Below are 17,861 nucleotides of genomic sequence, written 5' to 3' on the forward strand. Positions count from 1 at the left end.
GCCACCTTGTGGTTATCATCGCCGAGCCCCATCACCGACGGCCGCCACCACGGCCGCCTCCGCCACCACCGCCAAAGCCGCCACCTCCGCGTCCGCCGCCTCCGCTGAAGCCGCCACCGCCGGCGCCGCCGCGATGGCCCGCGCTCTGTCCGCCGCCGAAGCCGCCGCCACCCGCGGAGCTGGCACGTCCGCGATCGAAATCACGCTGTGCGCCACCACCGCCGCCGCCCACACCCTGGAATGCGTTGTCGCGTCCGCCACCGCTATAGCCGGTGCGCTCCGCCCCGCCTGCGGCGCGGTTACTCGCACCAGCGCGGTCGGTGGACAGCCTGTCGCCACCGCCGGCGCGATCTCCGCCGATTCCCTGACCGCCGCGATCACCGGCACGGTCTCCCGCCCGGTCACCGGCACGGTCACCTGCCCGGTCGCCAGCGCGATTGCCAGCACGGTCTCCTCCACGGTCGGCAGCACGATCACCGGCGCGGTCTCCTCCGCGATTGCCGGCGCGATCTCCGCCGCGATCACCGGCCCCGTCCCTCCCGCGAAAATCGTTGCGCCGGTCCGCACCGCCCACGTTATTGCCGAATTTCTCACGCGTGGCGTTGTCCCGATACGCCACGCCCTTGCGGTGACTGGAATCGTGCTTCCACTTGTTGCCGCCCTCCACATTGGTGCGATTGAAGTTGCGGTCGATATTGGTCGCACGGTTTACGTTGATATTCACATCGCCCCCGCCCCAGTTGCAGTTGCCGAAGATGGCACCGGCGGCAGCCAGGCCGACGCCCCAGGCAAACCCGGTCATCAGCGCGGCGCCCGGATAGTAGGCGGGGTATGGTGGCCAGTAGTAAGGCGGATAGCTCGGGTAGCCCCAGCTGCCGTAGGCCGTGGCCGGGTTATACGCCGGCACGTAGATCACCTGGGGATTGGCGGGTTCGATAATGATGGTCTGCTGCGACCCGCTGCTTTGCGTCGCCGGCTGGACCGATACGGTCTGCTGCTCGTTCGTCTTCAGGTTGCCAGACTGCTGGGCCTTGTTGCGCAGCCGCTGCACCGCGGCCAGCACGTCTTTTTCCTGGGCCAGGAAGGCGTCGCCAAGCTTCTGCGTCCAGTCGAGCTTGTCGTTCATCGGCTCCAGAACTTGCGGAAACGCCACCAGCGATTTCACGCTGACGTCCCACGGCTGGTCCTGCACGGCTTTTACCGCGGCATCGCCCTTGAGACTTGCATTGGCCTTCTGCCAGCGCGCCGCCTGTACGATTTCCAGCGGATAGGTCGATGCCATCAGCACCTGCGACAGTACCGAGTCCGGATATAGCGCAATCGGCGCCACCAGCGCCTCGATTTCCTCGGGCTTGAAGGTTGGCGACTGACTCGCTGGCTGGCTCGCCGCCTGGCCTGACGGCGGTGCCGACGGCTGGCCCGGAGCGGTCTGCGCCATGACGCTGCCCATGCCGCCCACCAGACTGGCCAGCACCCAGCCGACGATGCATCGCATACGTCGCATATATTGCATATGTCGCACGCTGCCACGCCACATGGCGCCCCTCCCCCAAAATGATCCCGCCTGCCTCTGTTCCGGCTTTCAGCAGAACATATAGCTGGCACGCAGATGCGCGGCAATGGAACCTTGGTCCAATACGCACACGACCAGCCCTGGCGTACTCTTGGCACCATTGCTGAAAGCCGCCGGGTTCCGCCCGGCCGAACGCATGGGCCGCATGACGTTTCCAGGATCCGGTTTCGTCCGTCGGGAGTGCCTGGCCGCGCTGTTGCCACCGTTGTTACTGTGGGGCGGCGCGTTGCCTGCCCACGCCCAGCAGGCGCCGCCTGACTTTCATGTCGTCTTCGGCCCGGGCGTCCAGCGCCAGACCAATGCGGTGCTGACGCTGATGAGTTTCTCCGTGGTGCCCGACCTGGCGTCGAGTTCACTGTCGATCACTAATGCCCAGACCGCGAACCCCGGCGTGGTAATGTCGCAGCTAGGAGGCGGATTCACACTCAGCAAGTCTGTACCCGTGTATCTAGAAGGCTCCATCGCCTACAGCCGCTATGACCCCACGTTCGTGGCATCGGACGGCACGCAGTCACGCGAATTGCCCACGCGCTGGAACACCGTGGCAGGCACCGTCGGTATCGGCTGGGACTTTCCGCTGACAGAGGACAAGGAACTCGTATTCCGGCCGATCTTCAATGCGTCACTAGGCAACGTCTCCAGCGACCTGCGGCTGGCGCAGGGATTTTTCAATCGCAAGACCGACCGCGACATCAGTTTCCTGGACGGCGGCACGCTCAATGCCTACGGCCTGGGGGGATCGGTGATGATCGACTGGGAGCACTATCGGCCCGAGCACGACATCGACGTGGAATTGCGCTACACCCATATCCAGCTCAAGAGCTTTGGTGGATCGTCGGAAGCGGTGCAGGGCTCGTCCACCGCACAGACCGCCAACCTATACGCCCGCTGGCGCGCACCCACCGGCATGTACGCGATGGACCGCCCGGTGCGCTACGTGTTGGAGCTTTCGCATTCCCACTATCTTGGCGCCCAGGCCGGGGCACTGGGCTTCAACTACCTGACGACGCTGGGTCTGGGGCTGGAACTCGATACCACCGCGCACGAGGTGTTTGTCACGCGCGTGCGCGCCGTGGTGCGTTATGTGTTTGGCAACAACGTCTCGGGGGTTTCGCTGGGGCTAGCGGCAAGCTTTTGAGCGAGGGGTATCAGCCAGGCTTCGACCGGTGATCCGCACAACGATCAAACAGGCCGGCGTGGTGGCCTGCACCCCTCACATCTGTTGAGCGTCACGGCACGTGTTGCGAGCGACCTTTTACGCCGTACGCAATACTTTTCCTCCAGGCACCTGATCGCCTTGCTTGCGATGGTGCCCCGGCGAGCCAGCAAGGCACCGCATCTTCCTGCCTTCCGGTTCCACGTCCCGGAACACCACGGCTCGGACATGTCCGATGCCGTGGTCTTTTGCGGCGATTTCGCAGTTCCCTGAAATCTCTCGCGCCGCCCGATCTTCCTCGAACGCCTGTCCCGCGACAGGCGCAATGGATGCCCGCACGTCCGTATGTCCGTACGTCCGCATCCGTCCCGATTGTTGTCGTCAACGCTGGAGTCCGGTTTTGCAGCAGAAGATCCTTTCCTCATCGATTCGCGTACTCGTCTCTGGAGCCGCAGGCACCGGCACGGTCCTCATGGCCTTGCCGCATGCCGTGCACGCGCAGGCCGTTACCGAATTGCCGGCCGTCACCGTGACCGGCAAAACCAGCGGGAACACCAATGAAGCGCCCACCGGCATCGCGCGCCTGCCCGATACGGTGAAGGAAACGCCGAAGACCATCTTCGTGATTCCGCGCGAGATCCTCGACCAGCAGCAGACCACGTCGCTGGAGCAGGCTTTGAAAAACGTGCCGGGTATCACGATCTCCGCCGGCGAAGGCAATGGCGGTCAGAGCGGCGACCAGTTCCGTATCTGCGGCCTGTCGGCCAAAGGGGATGTCTACCTGGACGGCATGCGGGACTTTGGCGACTATCCCGTGCCACTCACCAAAGCCCAACCATGCTGATCCAGATACCCGATGTCCTGACCCAGGATGAAGTCCGCGAGTTTCGAAAGCGCCTGGACGCGGCGCAGTGGGTGGACGGCCGCGCCACCGCCGGTGACCTGGCCGCGCAATGCAAGGCCAACATGCAGTTGCCGGTCGACACCTTCGAAGCGCTGGAGCTCGGAGATTTCGTGCTGAAGGCGCTGGGCCAGTGCCCGGCCTACCACTCGGCGGCGCTGCCGCTGCGCGTGCTGCCGCCGATGTTCAATCGTTACGAACCCGGCATGACATTTGGCACCCACGTCGACAACGCCATCCGCACGATGCCTGGCAGCGGCGGCAGACGCATGCGGGCCGACGTTTCGACCACGCTGTTTCTGTCCGACCCCGACGAGTACGATGGCGGCGATCTCGTCATCGAAGACCTGTTGGGCACGCACAGCGTGAAGCTGCTGCCTGCCGGGCATATGGTGGTGTATCCTGCCTCGTCGCTGCATCGCATCACCCCTGTCACGCGGGGATGCCGCTGGGCCTCGTTCTTCTGGGCCCAGTCAATGATCAAGGACGACGGCATGCGCACCACCCTCTACGAACTCGATCGCACAATCATCGACATCCGCATACGGCTGGGCGACAACAACGACGCCGTGCTGTCGTTGGTCAACCACTATCACAATCTGCTACGTCGCCGGGCAGAGCTATGACGATGATTCCTGCCGACACGGTTTCGCTGCTGGACTATGGGCGCCGCTTCCAGGAACGGGTGCACCCCGCAATCGCGGCCTACATCGATGGCTACGCAGCCGACGCCGTTACCCAGCGCGAGAACCACGCGGCGTTCGAGCGGATCAGGTTCATGCCGCGCGCGTTGGTGGACATGTCGCAGGCATCCGTGCGTGCAACACTGTTCGGCGAGACGATCGATTATCCGATCCTGATCGCCCCCACGGCCTATCACAAGCTCGTGCACCCCGATGGCGAACTGGCCACGGTCCGCGCGGCATCGCTTGCACGCACATGGATGACCGTCAGCACGCAAGCGAGCGTGACGCTCGAAGATATCGCGCGCGCATCCACGACCGTGCTTTGGTTCCAGCCCTACCTGCAACCGCGCAACGAAGATACACTCGCGCTGGTGCGCCGCGCCGAGCAGGCCGGCTACCGTGCCATCGTGCTGACGATCGATGCGGTGGTCAATGGCATGCGCAACGTGGAGCAGCGTGCCGACTTCCGGCTCCCCGATGGCGTCAGCGCCGTCAACCTGAACGACTTTCCGCCGCCCGAAACACACAACGTCCGCCAGGGTGGCCCGGTGTTTCGCAGCATGCTGCGCCACGCGCCTACATGGCGGGATGTGGCGTGGCTATGCTCTCAGACGGCGTTGCCAGTGGTGATCAAGGGATTGCTCAATCCTGCCGATGTACAGTTCGCCATCGATGAGGGCGCGGCGGGCATCATCGTTTCGAACCACGGCGGCCGTACGCTCGATACCGTGCCAGCCACCATCGATGCACTGCCCGCCGTTGCGCGGGCGGTAGCCGGCAAGGTGCCGGTTCTGCTCGATGGCGGAATCCGTCGCGGCACCGATATCGCCAAGGCCATTGCGCTGGGCGCCAGTGCGGCGATGGTGGGCCGGCCTGTCCTGCATGCGCTGGCCGTTGGCGGCTTGCCCGGCGTGGCGCATATGTTGACGATACTGCAGACAGAATTGGAAGTGGCGATGGCGCTGCTGGGCTTGCCCACAGCTTGCTGCGCTGGACAACGCCACGTTGCAACACACTCCGCACCGGTAGGGTCCGAGCCATGTCAGAGAATCAGCCAACCGGCGCGCTGCGCCCCCGCAAGACCCCGAAACAGACGCGCGCCGAGGAAACCGTGGCGACCATCGTCGAAGCGGCCGCTCAGGTGCTGGAGTCCGCCGGCGTCGAAGGCTTCAATACCAACGCCGTGGCCGAGCGCGCAGGCGTGAGTATCGGCTCGCTTTATCAGTATTTTCCGAACAAGGATGCGCTGACCGTGGCGCTGATCCAGCGCGAGTCACAGCGCTTCCGCAGGGACCTGGCCTATGCGCTGGGACGGCGCACCACCAAGGGGGCACTTGAAGGCATGATCATCGCGTCGGTCAGGCAACAGTTGCAGCGGCCAATGCTGGCCAGGCTGCTCGATGTGATGGAAACCCGCCCCGAGTTGCGTGGCGAGGTGAGCGATGAAGAACTGAAGGATCTGTTCGCGGAAATCGTCAGTCGGCTGGTTCTGCCCGACCATGTCCGGATCGACGTCGTGGTGGGCGACCTGTTCGCGATCATCCGCGGCATGGTCGATGCCGCAGGCGAACGCGGCGAGCGCGATATTGCGAGTCTGGAACACCGGTTGCGGGCGGCGGTCCTCGGATATATCGCCCGCATCGGCAAGCGGCGAATGTGAGCAAACCAGCGTCGGCATGACTGGCGCCACGGCTGGATGGCAAGCCTGGCGCGGGTTAGCGGTCCGTTTGCACAGTGCGTGTGATGCGAGTTGTGGCGGCGCGCCGCCACCAATAATCTGAGGCCCTCGGCGAATGCGGCAATGGTGCCCCCGCCAGCATGAGGATCGACGATGACTGACGTTACCCAAAGCATGAAGCTCAACCACTTGAGCTTTCCCTCCGCGGACACCGCGGCAACGGCCCGGTTCTTCGAGCGCTACCTGGGCTTTACGATTGCCGGGATGTGGGAAAAATCCTTCATCATCAAGCGGCCCGGATTCGATGTGGTGATCGATCACGCCAGCGACTATGTTCCCGAATGGCCCGGCAATTTTCACGTTGGCTTCGAACTGCCGACGCTGGACGCCGTGCGCTCGCTCTATGCGCGCTTTCAGGATGAGGGGGTGACGCTGGAAACCGGCATCTTCAACAATGGCCGTGGCTCGCGCTTCTTCTGCCGCGCTCCGGGCGGCGTGATGTTCGAACTCAACACCCGCTCCGACGCCGCCCCCGAGTATCAGGGCACATTCGACGACTGAGCCGGCCGCCGGTGCCATATGCGGCACCGCTTCAGTTTCGGGCGCGTCGTGCCGTTATACCTACCGGGCATATATCACCTGCGCGCACCCCACCCCGATCCGATCGACGGGGCGGCACGACGCGCGCTGATCAAGCTGAATGGAGCAGGTAGTGACTCTTGAGAGCATCATGTCGAAACAGGTTGCCACCGTGGTCTTTGACGACACGCTGGCGACGGTGAAGGATATCTTTGACGCCGCGAACTTCCATCACCTTCTGGTGGTGGAGGATGGCAAGCTGCATGGCGTGGTGTCGGACCGCGACCTCTTGCGTGCCATGAGTCCCTTCATCGGCAGCAACGTGGAGTCCGCCAGGGACCTCAATACCTTGAACCGGCGCGTGCACCAGATCATGTCACGCAAGCCCATCACGCTGCGGCCCGAGGCCGGGATCGCCGATGCGGTCGATCTGTTTCTCGCGCACCAGGTATCGTGCATCCCCATCGTGGATGCGCAGTTCCAGCCCGTCGGCATTGTGAGCTGGCGCGACGTGCTGCGCGCGCTGCGTCCGGAAACGGCACAAGCCGAGGACAGCGAAATCGCACCCACCGACGTCGCTTAAACGCCTGCGGCCCCCTTGACCGGCAGAACCACCGTCACCGTGGTCTGCCCGTCGCCCGAAGCGGCCTGAATGGTGCCGCCATGCAGCTCGACGATGGAACGGCAGATGGCCAGCCCGATGCCCATGCCATCGTCCTTGGTGCTGAAGAATGGCTCGAAGATGCGAGCCAGTTGCTCTGGCGCGATACCACGGCCGTTGTCGATGATATCGATGACAGCCGCCTCGCCGCTGCCGTATTGGCCCCGCCGCACGCGCAGCCGAACCCAGGCGCCACCGTGTGGCCCCTCCCGCCTGGCCTCGACGGCATTGAGCAACAGATTGAGAACGACCTGCTGAATCTGTACCCGGTCACCATGCACGGGCGGCAATGTGGCATCGAAATCGAGCTGCAGGTCGACGCTGGCATCGTGAATCCTGCAGTCCGCCAGTGGCAGCACGTCGTGCACGGCCTGATCGAGCAGGAACGGCTCTGGCGACATCGGCTCGCGGCGCATCAGCGCGCGCAGGCTGCGGATCACCCGCTCCGCGCGCTCGGACTGTTCCTGGATACGCTGGATACCTTCGGTGACTTCTTCCGCCACGGGCGAGTCGCGGTTCATCCAGCGCTGGATGGCGCCCGCCTCGATGCGGATCGCGGTCAGCGGCTGGCGGATTTCATGCGCGATCGACGCGGCCAGCGTGCCCAGCGTGGCCACGCGCGCCAGGTGCACCATCTGCTCCTGAAGACACTGGATGATGGTTGTGTCGGTGCGGCATGGGCCCGCATCGGAGTGGGCGCCGCTGAGATTTTCCTGGATACGGCGCTCGATGGCCTGCGCAACGTCCCGCACCATCCGGATCGCTTCCTGCTCGAAGGCCGTTCCCGTGGGCGGGTGGCTTTGCGATGTCACAGCCGGCGTCTCCCGTTGGCATTCATGAAGCACCGCGAACGCGCGGTCCGCGGACGAATCCAGCAGACTGTGGCGCGGCGTGCGGCAGTCAGTCGCAATCTACGCGATGCCAGCGCCCTTGCCTTGTCTGTTTGTGCCGCGCATTGAACGCCTGTGCGCAAATATGCCGCGCTATGTGAGACAACGACGGCGCCAGAGGCCGGGAGACATGCCCATGTGCTTTGAGAACACGCGCGTGAAATGGCTCTGGTCCGAGAATCCGCAACCCACGGCGACTTCCGCCAGCGGCAGGCTTGCGTCGCGCAATAGCTGGCAGGCACGCTCCAGCCGCTGGGCCATCAGCCACTGATAAGGCGTCTGCCCGGTGGTGTCGCGGAACGTTCGCGTGAAATGGCTGCGCGAAAGCTGGCAGGCATCGGCGACATCGGCAATCGACAGGTCGCCATCGATCTTGGCCGCCAGCAGTTCCTTGGCGCGCGCCACGCTGTGCGGCGAGAGCAGCCGGTTGACCTTGCTCGAAGCCACCGGTTCGCCGCCATACCGGCTTACCAGATGCATGCCGATGGTCAGGCTCAGTTGATCGATAAACAGCCGGCAGGCGTTTTCGGGATGGCACAACGCGGGCACCATCGCCTGCGCCAGGTGGGCCAGCACGGGGTCCGGCTGGCCGGCGGCCTCGCTCAATCCACGCAACCGTCCCCGGCCCAGCTCGCTGCTGGTGCGCTCGATAAAGCTGCGCGGCAGCTCCATCAGGACGAAATCGAAGCGCGTCTGATAATCGGCCTTGTAGTCCTCGGCAAGGCTGCGGACATAAACGTCCCCCACCGCGAAATCGTACGTGCAAGCCTGGCGCCCACGAATGATGCGGCGCCGGTGCCCGGCATTGAGCGAAACGCCGGCAACGAAGCCCCGCTCCGCTGCGGGCATGGCGATCTGGCCGGATTGCTGGCCCGAACTCTTGCGATAGAACTGGATGTCGCTGCCAGCCAGCGACTGGTCCGCGGCAAGCCGGTCGGCGGAACATCCGAACGTATCGACCGGACCGTGCGGTATCTTCGGGGCGGAGGTGGTTCGGATTGTCGGCATGGTGTTGTTCCGCGTAGATTCCCGATGATGCCGTCTGTTGCTTACTGGATTCTTGCAGAAGCAGGCCCGGCGCAGAATAGCATGCTCACCGGTGCCCCCCTGTCGGCCCGACGCCGGTTATCGCACAATACCGAAGCAAGCCCGCCAGTCGGGCAAACAGGCGGCCACTGGTCCATGAAACCTTACGTACGTGTTGAAGACCGCCACGGCTTTGACACCATCATCGATGCCCGTTCGCCCGCCGAGTTCGAAATCGACCACATGCCCGGCGCGATCAACTGCCCGGTGCTCGACAACGAGGAGCGGCGCATCGTCGGCACGCTGTACAAGCAGCACGGCGCCTTCGAGGCGCGCCGTGTGGGCGGCGCAATGGTGGCGGCCAACCTGGCGCGGCATCTGAGCGAACGGTTCGCCGACCGTCCACAGGGCTGGCGTCCCCTGGTCTATTGCTGGCGCGGCGGATTGCGCAGCGCAGCGATGGTGACCTGGCTGCGCATGGTGGGCTGGGATGCCCAGCAGCTAGCCGGCGGCTACAAGTCTTGGCGGCGTCATGTTCTCGCCTTCCTGGAAGCGCAGGCCCCAAAGTTACCGGTGGTCGTCATCTGCGGCGCCACGGGCAGCGGCAAGACGCGCGTGCTGCAGGCGCTGGCGGACCAAGGGCACCAGGTGCTGGATATCGAAGGCCTGGCACGGCACAAGGGTTCGCTGCTCGGCGCGCTGCCCGATATCGCGCAACCATCCCAAACCGCCTTCGAGACGGCGCTGGCCGATAGGATCGAGCGCGTCGATCCTGCCCGCCCGGTCTATGTGGAAGGGGAAGGCGCCCGCATCGGACAACTGAATCTACCGGTGCCCCTGGTCGCCCGCATGCGCGAAAGCACCTGCCTGGAGATACAGGTGCCGATGCCCGCGCGACTCGCGTTCCTGCTGCGCGATTACGCCTACCTGGGCGACCGGCCGGACTGGCTGGCCGATCAGCTGGCAAAACTGAAGGCATTGCACGGCAGGAACACGATCGATGCCTGGCAGGCTATGGCCAGAGCCGGCGACCTGCCCCACCTGTTTGCCGAGCTGGCGACCCAGCACTACGACCCGTCCTATGCGCGCTCACAGCGCAGGCACTTCTACCGCTGGGAAGACCGCATGGTGTTGAGTGCGGACAGCCTGTCCGCCGACGGTATCGCGGCACTGGCGCGGAAGATCGCTGCGCGGGTAGAAGGGAGGCAGACGGCTTAGACGGGCTGTCACGGCCGTGTGAGTTCAACATGGCGACAGCGTGCTGGCGACGCGAGCCAACGCGCGCACCGTTCGACATGCTGTCGGCCGACCGAAAAAAAAACCCGCGTCGCTTTCGCTGGCGCGGGCTTTTCTCGATCAGGACGACGGCACAAACACACACCGCCCCAACCTCACCTCATCACAGGAAGCGGAACAGGTTCATCTGCTGGATCTGCATGAACGATTGCTGGGCGCCCTGCAGCGCGGTCTGGCGCTGGTAGTACTCGGTAATCGCCGAGGCGTAGTCGAGTTCCGTCAGGTCGGACAGCGTCTTGGAATTGCTCAGGTCGCGGTTCTCGCCGATGGTGTCCAGCGCGTCGAGTTCGTTCATGCGCGAGCCCACCGACGAACGTACCGTCAGCACGTTATCCAGCGAGTTGTTGTTCTGGCGCAGGCCCGTGGCGATCACGTTCTGCAGGTTCGCGGCGGCAACGTCCGGGGCGACGCCCGAATTGATCGGCTGGCGCAGCGCGTCGATCACGCCCTTCAGGTTGGCGAACATATCGGCGCCGGCCTGCTGGGCCGGTTGCACCGAGAACGTATCGTTATCGGCCGGCGTGCCCTTGATCGAGAACGATACGCCCGCCACGTTGATGGCGCCGCCGTCCACGTAGTTCGTGGCCGCGCCAACCGGGGTGCCGGTGGTCAGATCGTTGACCACGTATTGCTTGACGCCGGCGCCATTGGTCGAGAACGTCACGCTCAGCGAGTGGCCGTACAGCGCGTTGGACGGGTCCGTCACCGAGATCGAGCTGAAGGTGCCCGTGCCGGCATTGGTGCTGGAGCCCTTGATCACGTAGCCAGCGTTGGCCGTGACCGACTGGAAAATCTCCGCGCCGTTGTTGCCCGCTTCCATCTGGCGCGCCACGTCCACCTGTAGCAGCTGGTGTCCGGTGTCGCCCTGGTACGTGAGGTTGCCCGCGGCATCGGTCACGAACGGCGCCGAGCCGCTCTTCAGGCCGGCAAACAGGTAGTTGCCGTTGCCGTCATCGGCGTTGGCCATGCCCACGAGCTGGTCGTACTGGCCTTGCAGTGCCGTGGCCAGCGACGCACGGTCGTTGTCGCTCAGCGTGCCGTTACCGGCGTTCACCAGCAGCGTCTTGATGTTCTGCAGCGTGGTGGTCACCGACGAGAGCGAGTTCTCGGACAGGCCCAGCGACGTGTTGGCCTGCTTGCGCGAAGCCGTGTATTGGCCGTTCACAGCCGTGGACTGCGATACGCCCAGTGCGCGCGTAGCGGCGACGGGATCGTCCGACGGCGTCAGCACGCGGCGGCCCGTGGCCAGCTGCTGTTGCACATGCAGCAGGTTGGACTGCTGGCTGTTCATCGACGACAGGCCCTGGTGATACAGAGTGGAGGTTGCGACGCGCATGGCGTGATTCCTTCTTGTCCGGTAGTTATGTCAGGGTGGTCCGCGATCAGGCGATGCTGACCAGCGTGTCGAAGATCGTGCTGGCCGCCTGGATCACCTTGGCGTTGGCCTGGTACAGCTGCTGGAACTTCAGCAGGTTCACGGTTTCCTCGTCCATGTTCACGCCCGACACCGATTGCTGGGCCGTGTAGATCTGGTCCGTGATGCTGTCCTGCGATGCCGAGGCGATGTCGACCGACTTGGCCTTGCTGCCCACGTCGTTCACCAGCTGTGCGTACGCATCGTTGAAGCTCGACGTGCCGTTGATGGTCTTGGCGGTCTGCAGCTTGGCCAGCTTCAGCATGTTGCCGTTGTCGGACACCGCGCCGGTGTTGTTCGACAGCGTGAACGTATCGCCATTCTTCGGCGTGCCGTTCAGGCTGAACGTCATGTTGTTGATCGTGATGTCCGTACCCGTGGCCGTGGCGGTCACGGTCGGCGCGGGCACCAGCGGAGCGTTGGTGACGGAATCCAGGATCACGTAGGCGCCAGGTGCGGGCGCGGCATTGAATGTGACCTTGACCGGATTGGTCATCGGCGTGAAGCCAGGCGCCACATTGGTCAGCGAACCCTTCACCGTGCCGGTGTTCTGGGTGCTGGCATCCACGCGTGCCGGCGATGCCGCCGCGATCTTGGCCGGGTCCGTGATGAGGGAGTTGAAGCTCGATGCCACGTTGCGCGTGGGCTGGATCTCGAACGAATCGTTCGGATTCATCGCCGCGCTCAGCGTGATCTGCATACCGTCGGCGGTGAAGGTCGGCAATGCCGGCCCCGGGAAGCTCTGCACCACCACGTTGTCGGTCTTGCGCGTCAGCGAGTACTGGCCACCCACGAAACTCAGCGTGTAGTCGCTCGTTGTCAGGTTGCCGGCGTTGGTAACCGTCGCGGTGGCCACGGCGGTCGACGTATTGTTGCTGTTCGCGTAGACCACCGGCGAACCCATTGCGAACATGTTCGTGCCGACGGCGCCGTTCAGGTCGATACCGAGCTTATGCTGGGCGTTGAACGTCTGACCGATGGCCAGCGAAATGCGGCCGATGGCGTTTTGCGCGGTGTCCAGCGATTCGCTGCGGAAGCGCAGCAGGCCGCCGATCGAACCGCCCGTGACCGCGCCGGATTCGGCTTCGATCGAATTGCCCGTACCCGGAATCGTGTAGGCGATGACGGTGCGGCTGGGGTCCGCCGCGGATGCCACGGCCTTGATATCGTAGGCGTCACCGCCCATCACCAGCGGCTGGCCATTGCCGACGAACACGTTGTACGTGCCGCCGTCCTGCACCACCACCTTGGCACCCACCAGTTCGGTGAGCTTGGCCACGGCCTGGTCGCGCTGGTCCAGCAGGTCATTCGGCGCATGGCCACCGGCTGCGGCGGTCATACGCGAGATTTCCTGGTTCAGGTTGGCGATCTGCTTCGTGTAGTCGTTCACCTGCGTGACCGACGATTGCAGCTGCGTATTGATGCCGTCCTGCAACTGCTTGAAGTAGTCGCTCGACGACTTGATCTGGCCAGCCAGTGCCTGGGCGGACGAGATCAGACCCTGGCGCGTGGCCGGGTCCGACGGGGTGTCCGACACAGCCTGCACGGCGGCGAAGAACTTCTGCATCAGCGGTGCCAGGCCGCCCTTCTGGTCGGCCAGCAGGTTGTCGATCTGGCGGATCTGGTCCGAGTACGTCGACAGGTCATAGCTGGACGACGTAGCGCCACGCAACTGGCCGGTCAGAAAGCCGTCGTACACGCGCTGCACAGTGATCGTGTTCGAGCCCTGGCCGTAGAAGCCTGCTCCGGTGGCCTGGCCGCCGGCGGACGCAATGATCGTGTTTTGGCGCGTATAGCCCGCGGTGGCCGCGTTGCTGAAGTTGTGGCCGACCGTGGTAAGGCCGTTCTGGGCAACGTTCAGGCCCGACAGACCGATATTAAACAGAGACATGTTTGTCTGACTCCGGATCGAATGGCTAGCCAGCGGCACACGGCCGACGGCGGTGGATGTGCTGAATAACGGCAGGCAAGGGGGGCGACTTTAGCGCTGAAAGCACCGGGAAAATGCCCGTATTGTGAGCGCGTACTCTCGCGGAAATTCCCTCCACAAAAGCCAATAGCGCGACTGAACGATCATCGCGCTACACAGGTTCACCGATTGTTTTCCGCCCTCTCCCACACGGTGGGAAAGGGGTTGGGGAAGCGCGTGCTGAATTTCAGGTTGCGATGGTCGCGTCCTGAGCCGCCAGCCCTCTCCCCCGGGTCCTTCTCCCGCACGCGGAAGAAGGGAGCAAATCAACCGCCAGTCCTCAGGTCGACACCTTCTTCATGATCCGTACCAGCTTCTCGCCATACGCCGGATCGGTGGCATACCCCGCGCGCTGCAAGCCGTGCGCGGCTTCCTCGGCGTTCGAGGCGGTCACCACGCCCGCGTAGCGCGGGTTGTTGCTGATCAGCTTCGCGTAGTCGTTGCAGGCTTCCTCGTACGAGCCGTAGGCGCGGAACTTCGCGCGCACCTTCTGCGGCTGGCCGTCCACATATTCGGTGGTCAGGATTTCGGTGGTCGGACCCTTCCAGTTGCCGCCTGCCTTGATGCCGAACACGTTGAACGTGCTCGATCCATCGGGATTGCGGATCTCGCGGCGGCCCCAGCCAGATTCCAGCGCGGCCTGGCCCACGATCAGCTTGGCCGGCACGCCCGAGGCGCGCGACGCTGCCATCGCCGGCTCTGCCATGCGATTGACGAAGTTGCTGATGTGTTCCGGCGAGTCATCCGGCAACTGGCCCAGTTGTTGTGCCTGGCCGTTGCCCTGCCAGTCGGCCTGGTTCTGGTACTGGCGCAGTCCGGCGGTGGGGTTCCACGCCGCACCCGGCAGCGTCGTGCCGACCGGCGGCGGGCCGTCGGCGTCAGTGGCCCCACGGCTGTCCAGCATTTGCGCCATCTGCGCGTCACGCGCGCTGGCGCCGGTGATGCCACCGGCCCCGTTCATGCCGGCCGGCAGTTGTGTGCCCGTGGCACGGGCCAGCTGGCGAATCATCACATCGGCCAGGCCGATGCCGCGCGACGACAACTGCTGCGACATCTGCTGGTCCATCATCGACATGTAGAGCTTGGTCTGCTCGTTGTCGAAGAGGCCATCGGACGGCGTGGCATCGCGCATGCTCTTGAGCACCATCTGCGTGAAAACCGCTTCGAACTGCTTGGCGGCCGCCTGCAGCGTGGTCGAGTTGTTGCCGGCGCGGGCCTGGTTCTTGAGCGCTTCGAAACCCTGGGTATCGAGGGCGAAGCGCTGCGAGATATCGGCCTGCGCGCCGAGCGTGTTACCCGCCGCCATCAGATGATCTCCAGTTCGGCGCGCAGCGCACCAGCGGCACGCATGGCTTCCAGGATCGTCTGCAGGTCGGCCGGCGTGGCGCCGAGCGCGTTCAGGCCCTTGACCACCGCGGACAACGATGCACCCGCCTTCACGATCTGCAGCGAACCACCGTCGCGCTTGAGGTCGATCTGCGATACGGGCGCGACCACGGTCTGGCCCTGGCTGAACGGTGCCGGCTGGCTGATCACCGGCTGGGTATTGATGACCACCGACAGGTTGCCATGCGCAATTGCACAGTCCTCCACGGTCACTGCCTGGTTCATCACGATCGAACCGGTACGGGCGTTCAGAATGACCTTGGCGGCGGCCTTGGCCGGCGTGACGTCGAGATTCTCGATGCGCGCCATGAAGCCCACGCGCGCTGTTGACGTCTGCGGCGTACGCACCTGCACCACGCGGCCGTCCATCGCGGCGGCCGTGCCGGGGCCGAGATTGCGGTTGATCGCTTCGACCACGCGCTCGGCGGTGCCGAAGTCGGTGTCCTTCAGCTCCAGGTTCATGAAGCCGTTTTCGGGCTGGAACGATGCCACGGCGCGTTCGACGATCGCGCCATTGGCGATGCGGCCCACGGCCAGCTGGTTGATCTGCACCTTGCTGCCATTGGCCGACGCCCCCGCGCCGCCCACCAGCATGTTGCCCTGGGCGATGGCGTACACCTGGCCGTCGGCGCCCTTGAGCGGCGTCATCAGCAGCGTGCCGCCGCGCAGGCTCTTGGCGTTACCCATCGACGACACCACCACGTCCATCTGGCTGCCCGGCTGGGCGAAGGCCGGCAGCGTGGCGGTCACCATCACGGCCGCCACGTTCTTGAGCTGCATGTTCTTGCCGGCCGGCAGCGTGATACCCAACTGCGACAGCATGTTGCTCAAGCTCTGCGTGGTGAACGGCGTCTGCATCGTCTGGTCGCCGGTGTTATCCAGACCCACGACCAGGCCGTAACCCACGAGCGGGTTGTCGCGCACGCCCTGGAACGTCGCCAGGTTTTTCAGGCGTTCCGCATGCGCGGCGCCCGTGCCCAGACCCAGAAAGAGCGCGAGCAGCAGGCAGGCAAAAGAGACCGCGCGACCTGAGCGGGAAAGACGGCCGGGCGGGTTGCCAAAATACGAGCCTGGCTTTTGGAAAGGCATCGGAGGCAGAAACATGGCGGGATCAGAACGGTAAGACATTGAGGAAGAAGCGCTGCAGCCAGCCCATGTTCTGCGCCTCGTCGATATACCCCTTCGCGGTGTATTCGATGCGCGCATCCGCCACCTGGGTGGACGGCACTGCGTTATCGCCGGTAATCGTGCGCGGATTCACCACCCCCGAGAAGCGGATGAACTCCGCGCCCTGGTTGATGGCCATCTGCTTTTCTCCTGACACCACCAGATTGCCGTTCGGCAGCACTTCGATCACCGTGACGGTGAGGGTGCCGTTGAAGGTGTTCGCGGCGGTGGCGCCGCCGCCTGCCTTCAGCGAATTGGTGCCGTTCACGTCGGCATTCTGGCTGGTGCCGAACAGGCCGGCCAACGCGCGCGGCACCGCATTGAAGGCCAGCGTGGTGCTGCCGGTGCGGTTGGCGTTGGTGGCGGAGTTCTTGCTCGCGTTGACGTTCTCGCTGATCACGATCGTGAGGATGTCGCCAACGTTACGCGGCCGCCGATCCTCGAACAGCGGATTACCCGCGTACGACGATGCGTAGATGGAACCGGTGGCAGGACCCTGCGCGCGCGGCTCGGCGCGCGCGGTGGTAGGCATCTGCACAAGCGGCTCCTTGGGCATCATGGCGCAACCGCCGCTAGCCAGCGCGGCCAGGCCGACGATGGCATAAACGAGGATTGCACCGATGCGATACTGCGTGGCGGCCATGATCATTCCCGTTCTTAACCCATCTGGCTCAGGCGCTGCAGCATCTGGTCGGACGTCTGCACCGCCTTGCTGTTGATTTCGTATGCGCGCTGGGTCTGGATCATGCTGACCAGCTCTTCCACCACGTTCACGTTCGACGCTTCGACGTAGTTGTTCTGCAGCGTGCCGGCACCGTTGAGGCCCGGCACCGAGGTGTTCGGCGCACCCGAGGCATCGGTCTGCACATACAGGTTCTCACCCAGGCTTTCCAGGCCGGCCGGGTTCGGGAACGTGGCAAGCTGGATCTGGCCGACCGTGGCGGCATTCGTCGAGCCCGGCTGCATCACCGTGACCGTGCCGTCGCGCGCGATGTTCACCGACGTGTAGTTGGCCGGCAGCGTGATGGCCGGATTCAGCACGAAGCCGCTGGACGTCACGAGCTGGCCGTTCGGGTCAACCTGGAACGAACCATCGCGCGTGTACGAGGTGGTGCCGTCGGGCATCGTCACCTGGAAGAAGCCCTGGCCGATGATGGCCACGTCGCGCGAGTTGCCCGTTTGCGTCGGGTTGCCTTGCGTGTGGATGCGTTCCGTGGCAACGGGACGCACACCGGTACCCAGCTGCATGCCCGAGGGCAGCACGGTCTGGTCCGACGACAGCGCGCCCGGCTGGCGGATCGTCTGGTACATCAGTTCTTCGAACACGGCGCGGCTGCGCTTGAAGCCCGTGGTGGACACGTTGGCCAGGTTGTTCGAAATCACGTCCATCTGCGTCTGCTGCGCATCGAGGCCGGTCTTGGCGATCCAGAGAGAGCGAATCATGGAATTGTCCTGGTTCGAAAGTTCGTTGTGCGTGCG

General features: G+C 64.5%; 17 protein-coding genes. 8 read left to right on the top strand and 9 right to left on the bottom strand.

All coding sequences use genetic code 11. From position 1 onward, the window contains the following. Positions 1-31: 31 nt before the first annotated feature. On the bottom strand, positions 32-1,504 hold the full coding sequence (locus tag AC3FLX_RS13050) for a DUF3300 domain-containing protein (protein WP_488697081.1): 1,473 nt from the start codon (positions 1,502-1,504) through the stop codon (positions 32-34). A 214-nt stretch (positions 1,505-1,718) separates the two neighbouring features. Between AC3FLX_RS13050 and AC3FLX_RS13055 the strand changes: the two genes are divergently transcribed. From AC3FLX_RS13055 to AC3FLX_RS13085, 7 genes are all read left to right on the top strand, one after another. Next, positions 1,719-2,711: a hypothetical protein gene (locus AC3FLX_RS13055; protein ID WP_488697083.1), complete on the top strand. Its 993-nt coding sequence runs from the start codon at positions 1,719-1,721 to the stop codon at positions 2,709-2,711. 418 nt (positions 2,712-3,129) lie between these two features. Continuing rightward, a complete protein-coding gene (locus AC3FLX_RS13060) occupies positions 3,130-3,573 on the top strand; it encodes a TonB-dependent receptor plug domain-containing protein (protein ID WP_488697085.1) in 444 nt (147 codons plus the stop codon). Further along, on the top strand, positions 3,567-4,256 hold the full coding sequence (locus AC3FLX_RS13065) for a Fe2+-dependent dioxygenase (protein ID WP_488697087.1): 690 nt from the start codon (positions 3,567-3,569) through the stop codon (positions 4,254-4,256). The genes AC3FLX_RS13060 and AC3FLX_RS13065 overlap by 7 nt, the downstream gene beginning before the upstream one ends. After that, the gene (locus AC3FLX_RS13070) at positions 4,253-5,521 is read left to right on the top strand and encodes an alpha-hydroxy acid oxidase (protein WP_488697089.1); all 1,269 of its coding nucleotides are present in this window, start codon (positions 4,253-4,255) and stop codon (positions 5,519-5,521) included. The genes AC3FLX_RS13065 and AC3FLX_RS13070 overlap by 4 nt, the downstream gene beginning before the upstream one ends. Beyond that, on the top strand, positions 5,428-5,976 hold the full coding sequence (locus tag AC3FLX_RS13075) for a TetR/AcrR family transcriptional regulator (protein WP_488697091.1): 549 nt from the start codon (positions 5,428-5,430) through the stop codon (positions 5,974-5,976). Before AC3FLX_RS13070 ends, AC3FLX_RS13075 begins: the two co-directional genes overlap by 94 nt. Before the next feature lie 171 nt (positions 5,977-6,147). After that, the gene (locus AC3FLX_RS13080) at positions 6,148-6,555 is read left to right on the top strand and encodes a VOC family protein (RefSeq protein ID WP_488697093.1); all 408 of its coding nucleotides are present in this window, start codon (positions 6,148-6,150) and stop codon (positions 6,553-6,555) included. 169 nt (positions 6,556-6,724) lie between these two features. Then, positions 6,725-7,156, top strand: a complete 432-nt coding sequence (locus AC3FLX_RS13085; RefSeq protein ID WP_488697095.1) for a CBS domain-containing protein — start codon at positions 6,725-6,727, stop codon at positions 7,154-7,156. Here AC3FLX_RS13085 and AC3FLX_RS13090 read toward each other — a convergent pair. Next, positions 7,153-8,046 (bottom strand): sensor histidine kinase, encoded by an 894-nt coding sequence (locus AC3FLX_RS13090; protein ID WP_488697097.1) that lies wholly within the window; start codon positions 8,044-8,046, stop codon positions 7,153-7,155. The two genes, AC3FLX_RS13085 and AC3FLX_RS13090, sit on opposite strands and share 4 nt — an antisense overlap. A gap of 171 nt (positions 8,047-8,217) precedes the next feature. Continuing rightward, positions 8,218-9,132 (bottom strand): helix-turn-helix domain-containing protein, encoded by a 915-nt coding sequence (locus AC3FLX_RS13095; protein ID WP_488697099.1) that lies wholly within the window; start codon positions 9,130-9,132, stop codon positions 8,218-8,220. A gap of 174 nt (positions 9,133-9,306) precedes the next feature. Here AC3FLX_RS13095 and mnmH point away from each other — a divergent pair, with 174 nt between their 5' ends. After that, positions 9,307-10,368, top strand: coding sequence for a tRNA 2-selenouridine(34) synthase MnmH (mnmH, locus tag AC3FLX_RS13100; RefSeq protein ID WP_488697101.1), 1,062 nt, complete (start codon positions 9,307-9,309; stop codon positions 10,366-10,368). 181 nt (positions 10,369-10,549) lie between these two features. Here the strand turns inward: mnmH and flgL are convergent, their stop codons facing one another. From flgL to flgG, 6 genes are all read right to left on the bottom strand, one after another. After that, a complete protein-coding gene (gene flgL / locus AC3FLX_RS13105) occupies positions 10,550-11,782 on the bottom strand; it encodes a flagellar hook-associated protein FlgL (RefSeq protein WP_488697103.1) in 1,233 nt (410 codons plus the stop codon). Between the two features lie 46 nt (positions 11,783-11,828). Next, the gene (gene flgK / locus AC3FLX_RS13110; protein WP_488697105.1) at positions 11,829-13,751 is read right to left on the bottom strand and encodes a flagellar hook-associated protein FlgK; all 1,923 of its coding nucleotides are present in this window, start codon (positions 13,749-13,751) and stop codon (positions 11,829-11,831) included. A gap of 358 nt (positions 13,752-14,109) precedes the next feature. Next, a complete protein-coding gene (gene flgJ, locus AC3FLX_RS13115) occupies positions 14,110-15,135 on the bottom strand; it encodes a flagellar assembly peptidoglycan hydrolase FlgJ (protein ID WP_488697107.1) in 1,026 nt (341 codons plus the stop codon). After that, positions 15,135-16,319: a flagellar basal body P-ring protein FlgI gene (locus tag AC3FLX_RS13120; protein WP_488697109.1), complete on the bottom strand. Its 1,185-nt coding sequence runs from the start codon at positions 16,317-16,319 to the stop codon at positions 15,135-15,137. The genes flgJ and AC3FLX_RS13120 overlap by 1 nt, the downstream gene beginning before the upstream one ends. Positions 16,320-16,326: 7 nt before the next feature. Next, positions 16,327-17,031 (bottom strand): flagellar basal body L-ring protein FlgH, encoded by a 705-nt coding sequence (flgH, locus tag AC3FLX_RS13125; protein ID WP_488697111.1) that lies wholly within the window; start codon positions 17,029-17,031, stop codon positions 16,327-16,329. Positions 17,032-17,039: 8 nt separating this feature from the next. Further along, a complete protein-coding gene (flgG, locus tag AC3FLX_RS13130) occupies positions 17,040-17,825 on the bottom strand; it encodes a flagellar basal-body rod protein FlgG (RefSeq protein ID WP_488697113.1) in 786 nt (261 codons plus the stop codon). Positions 17,826-17,861: the final 36 nt, after the last annotated feature.

The sequence above is a fragment of the Cupriavidus sp. 291-E7 genome (assembly GCF_057798835.1).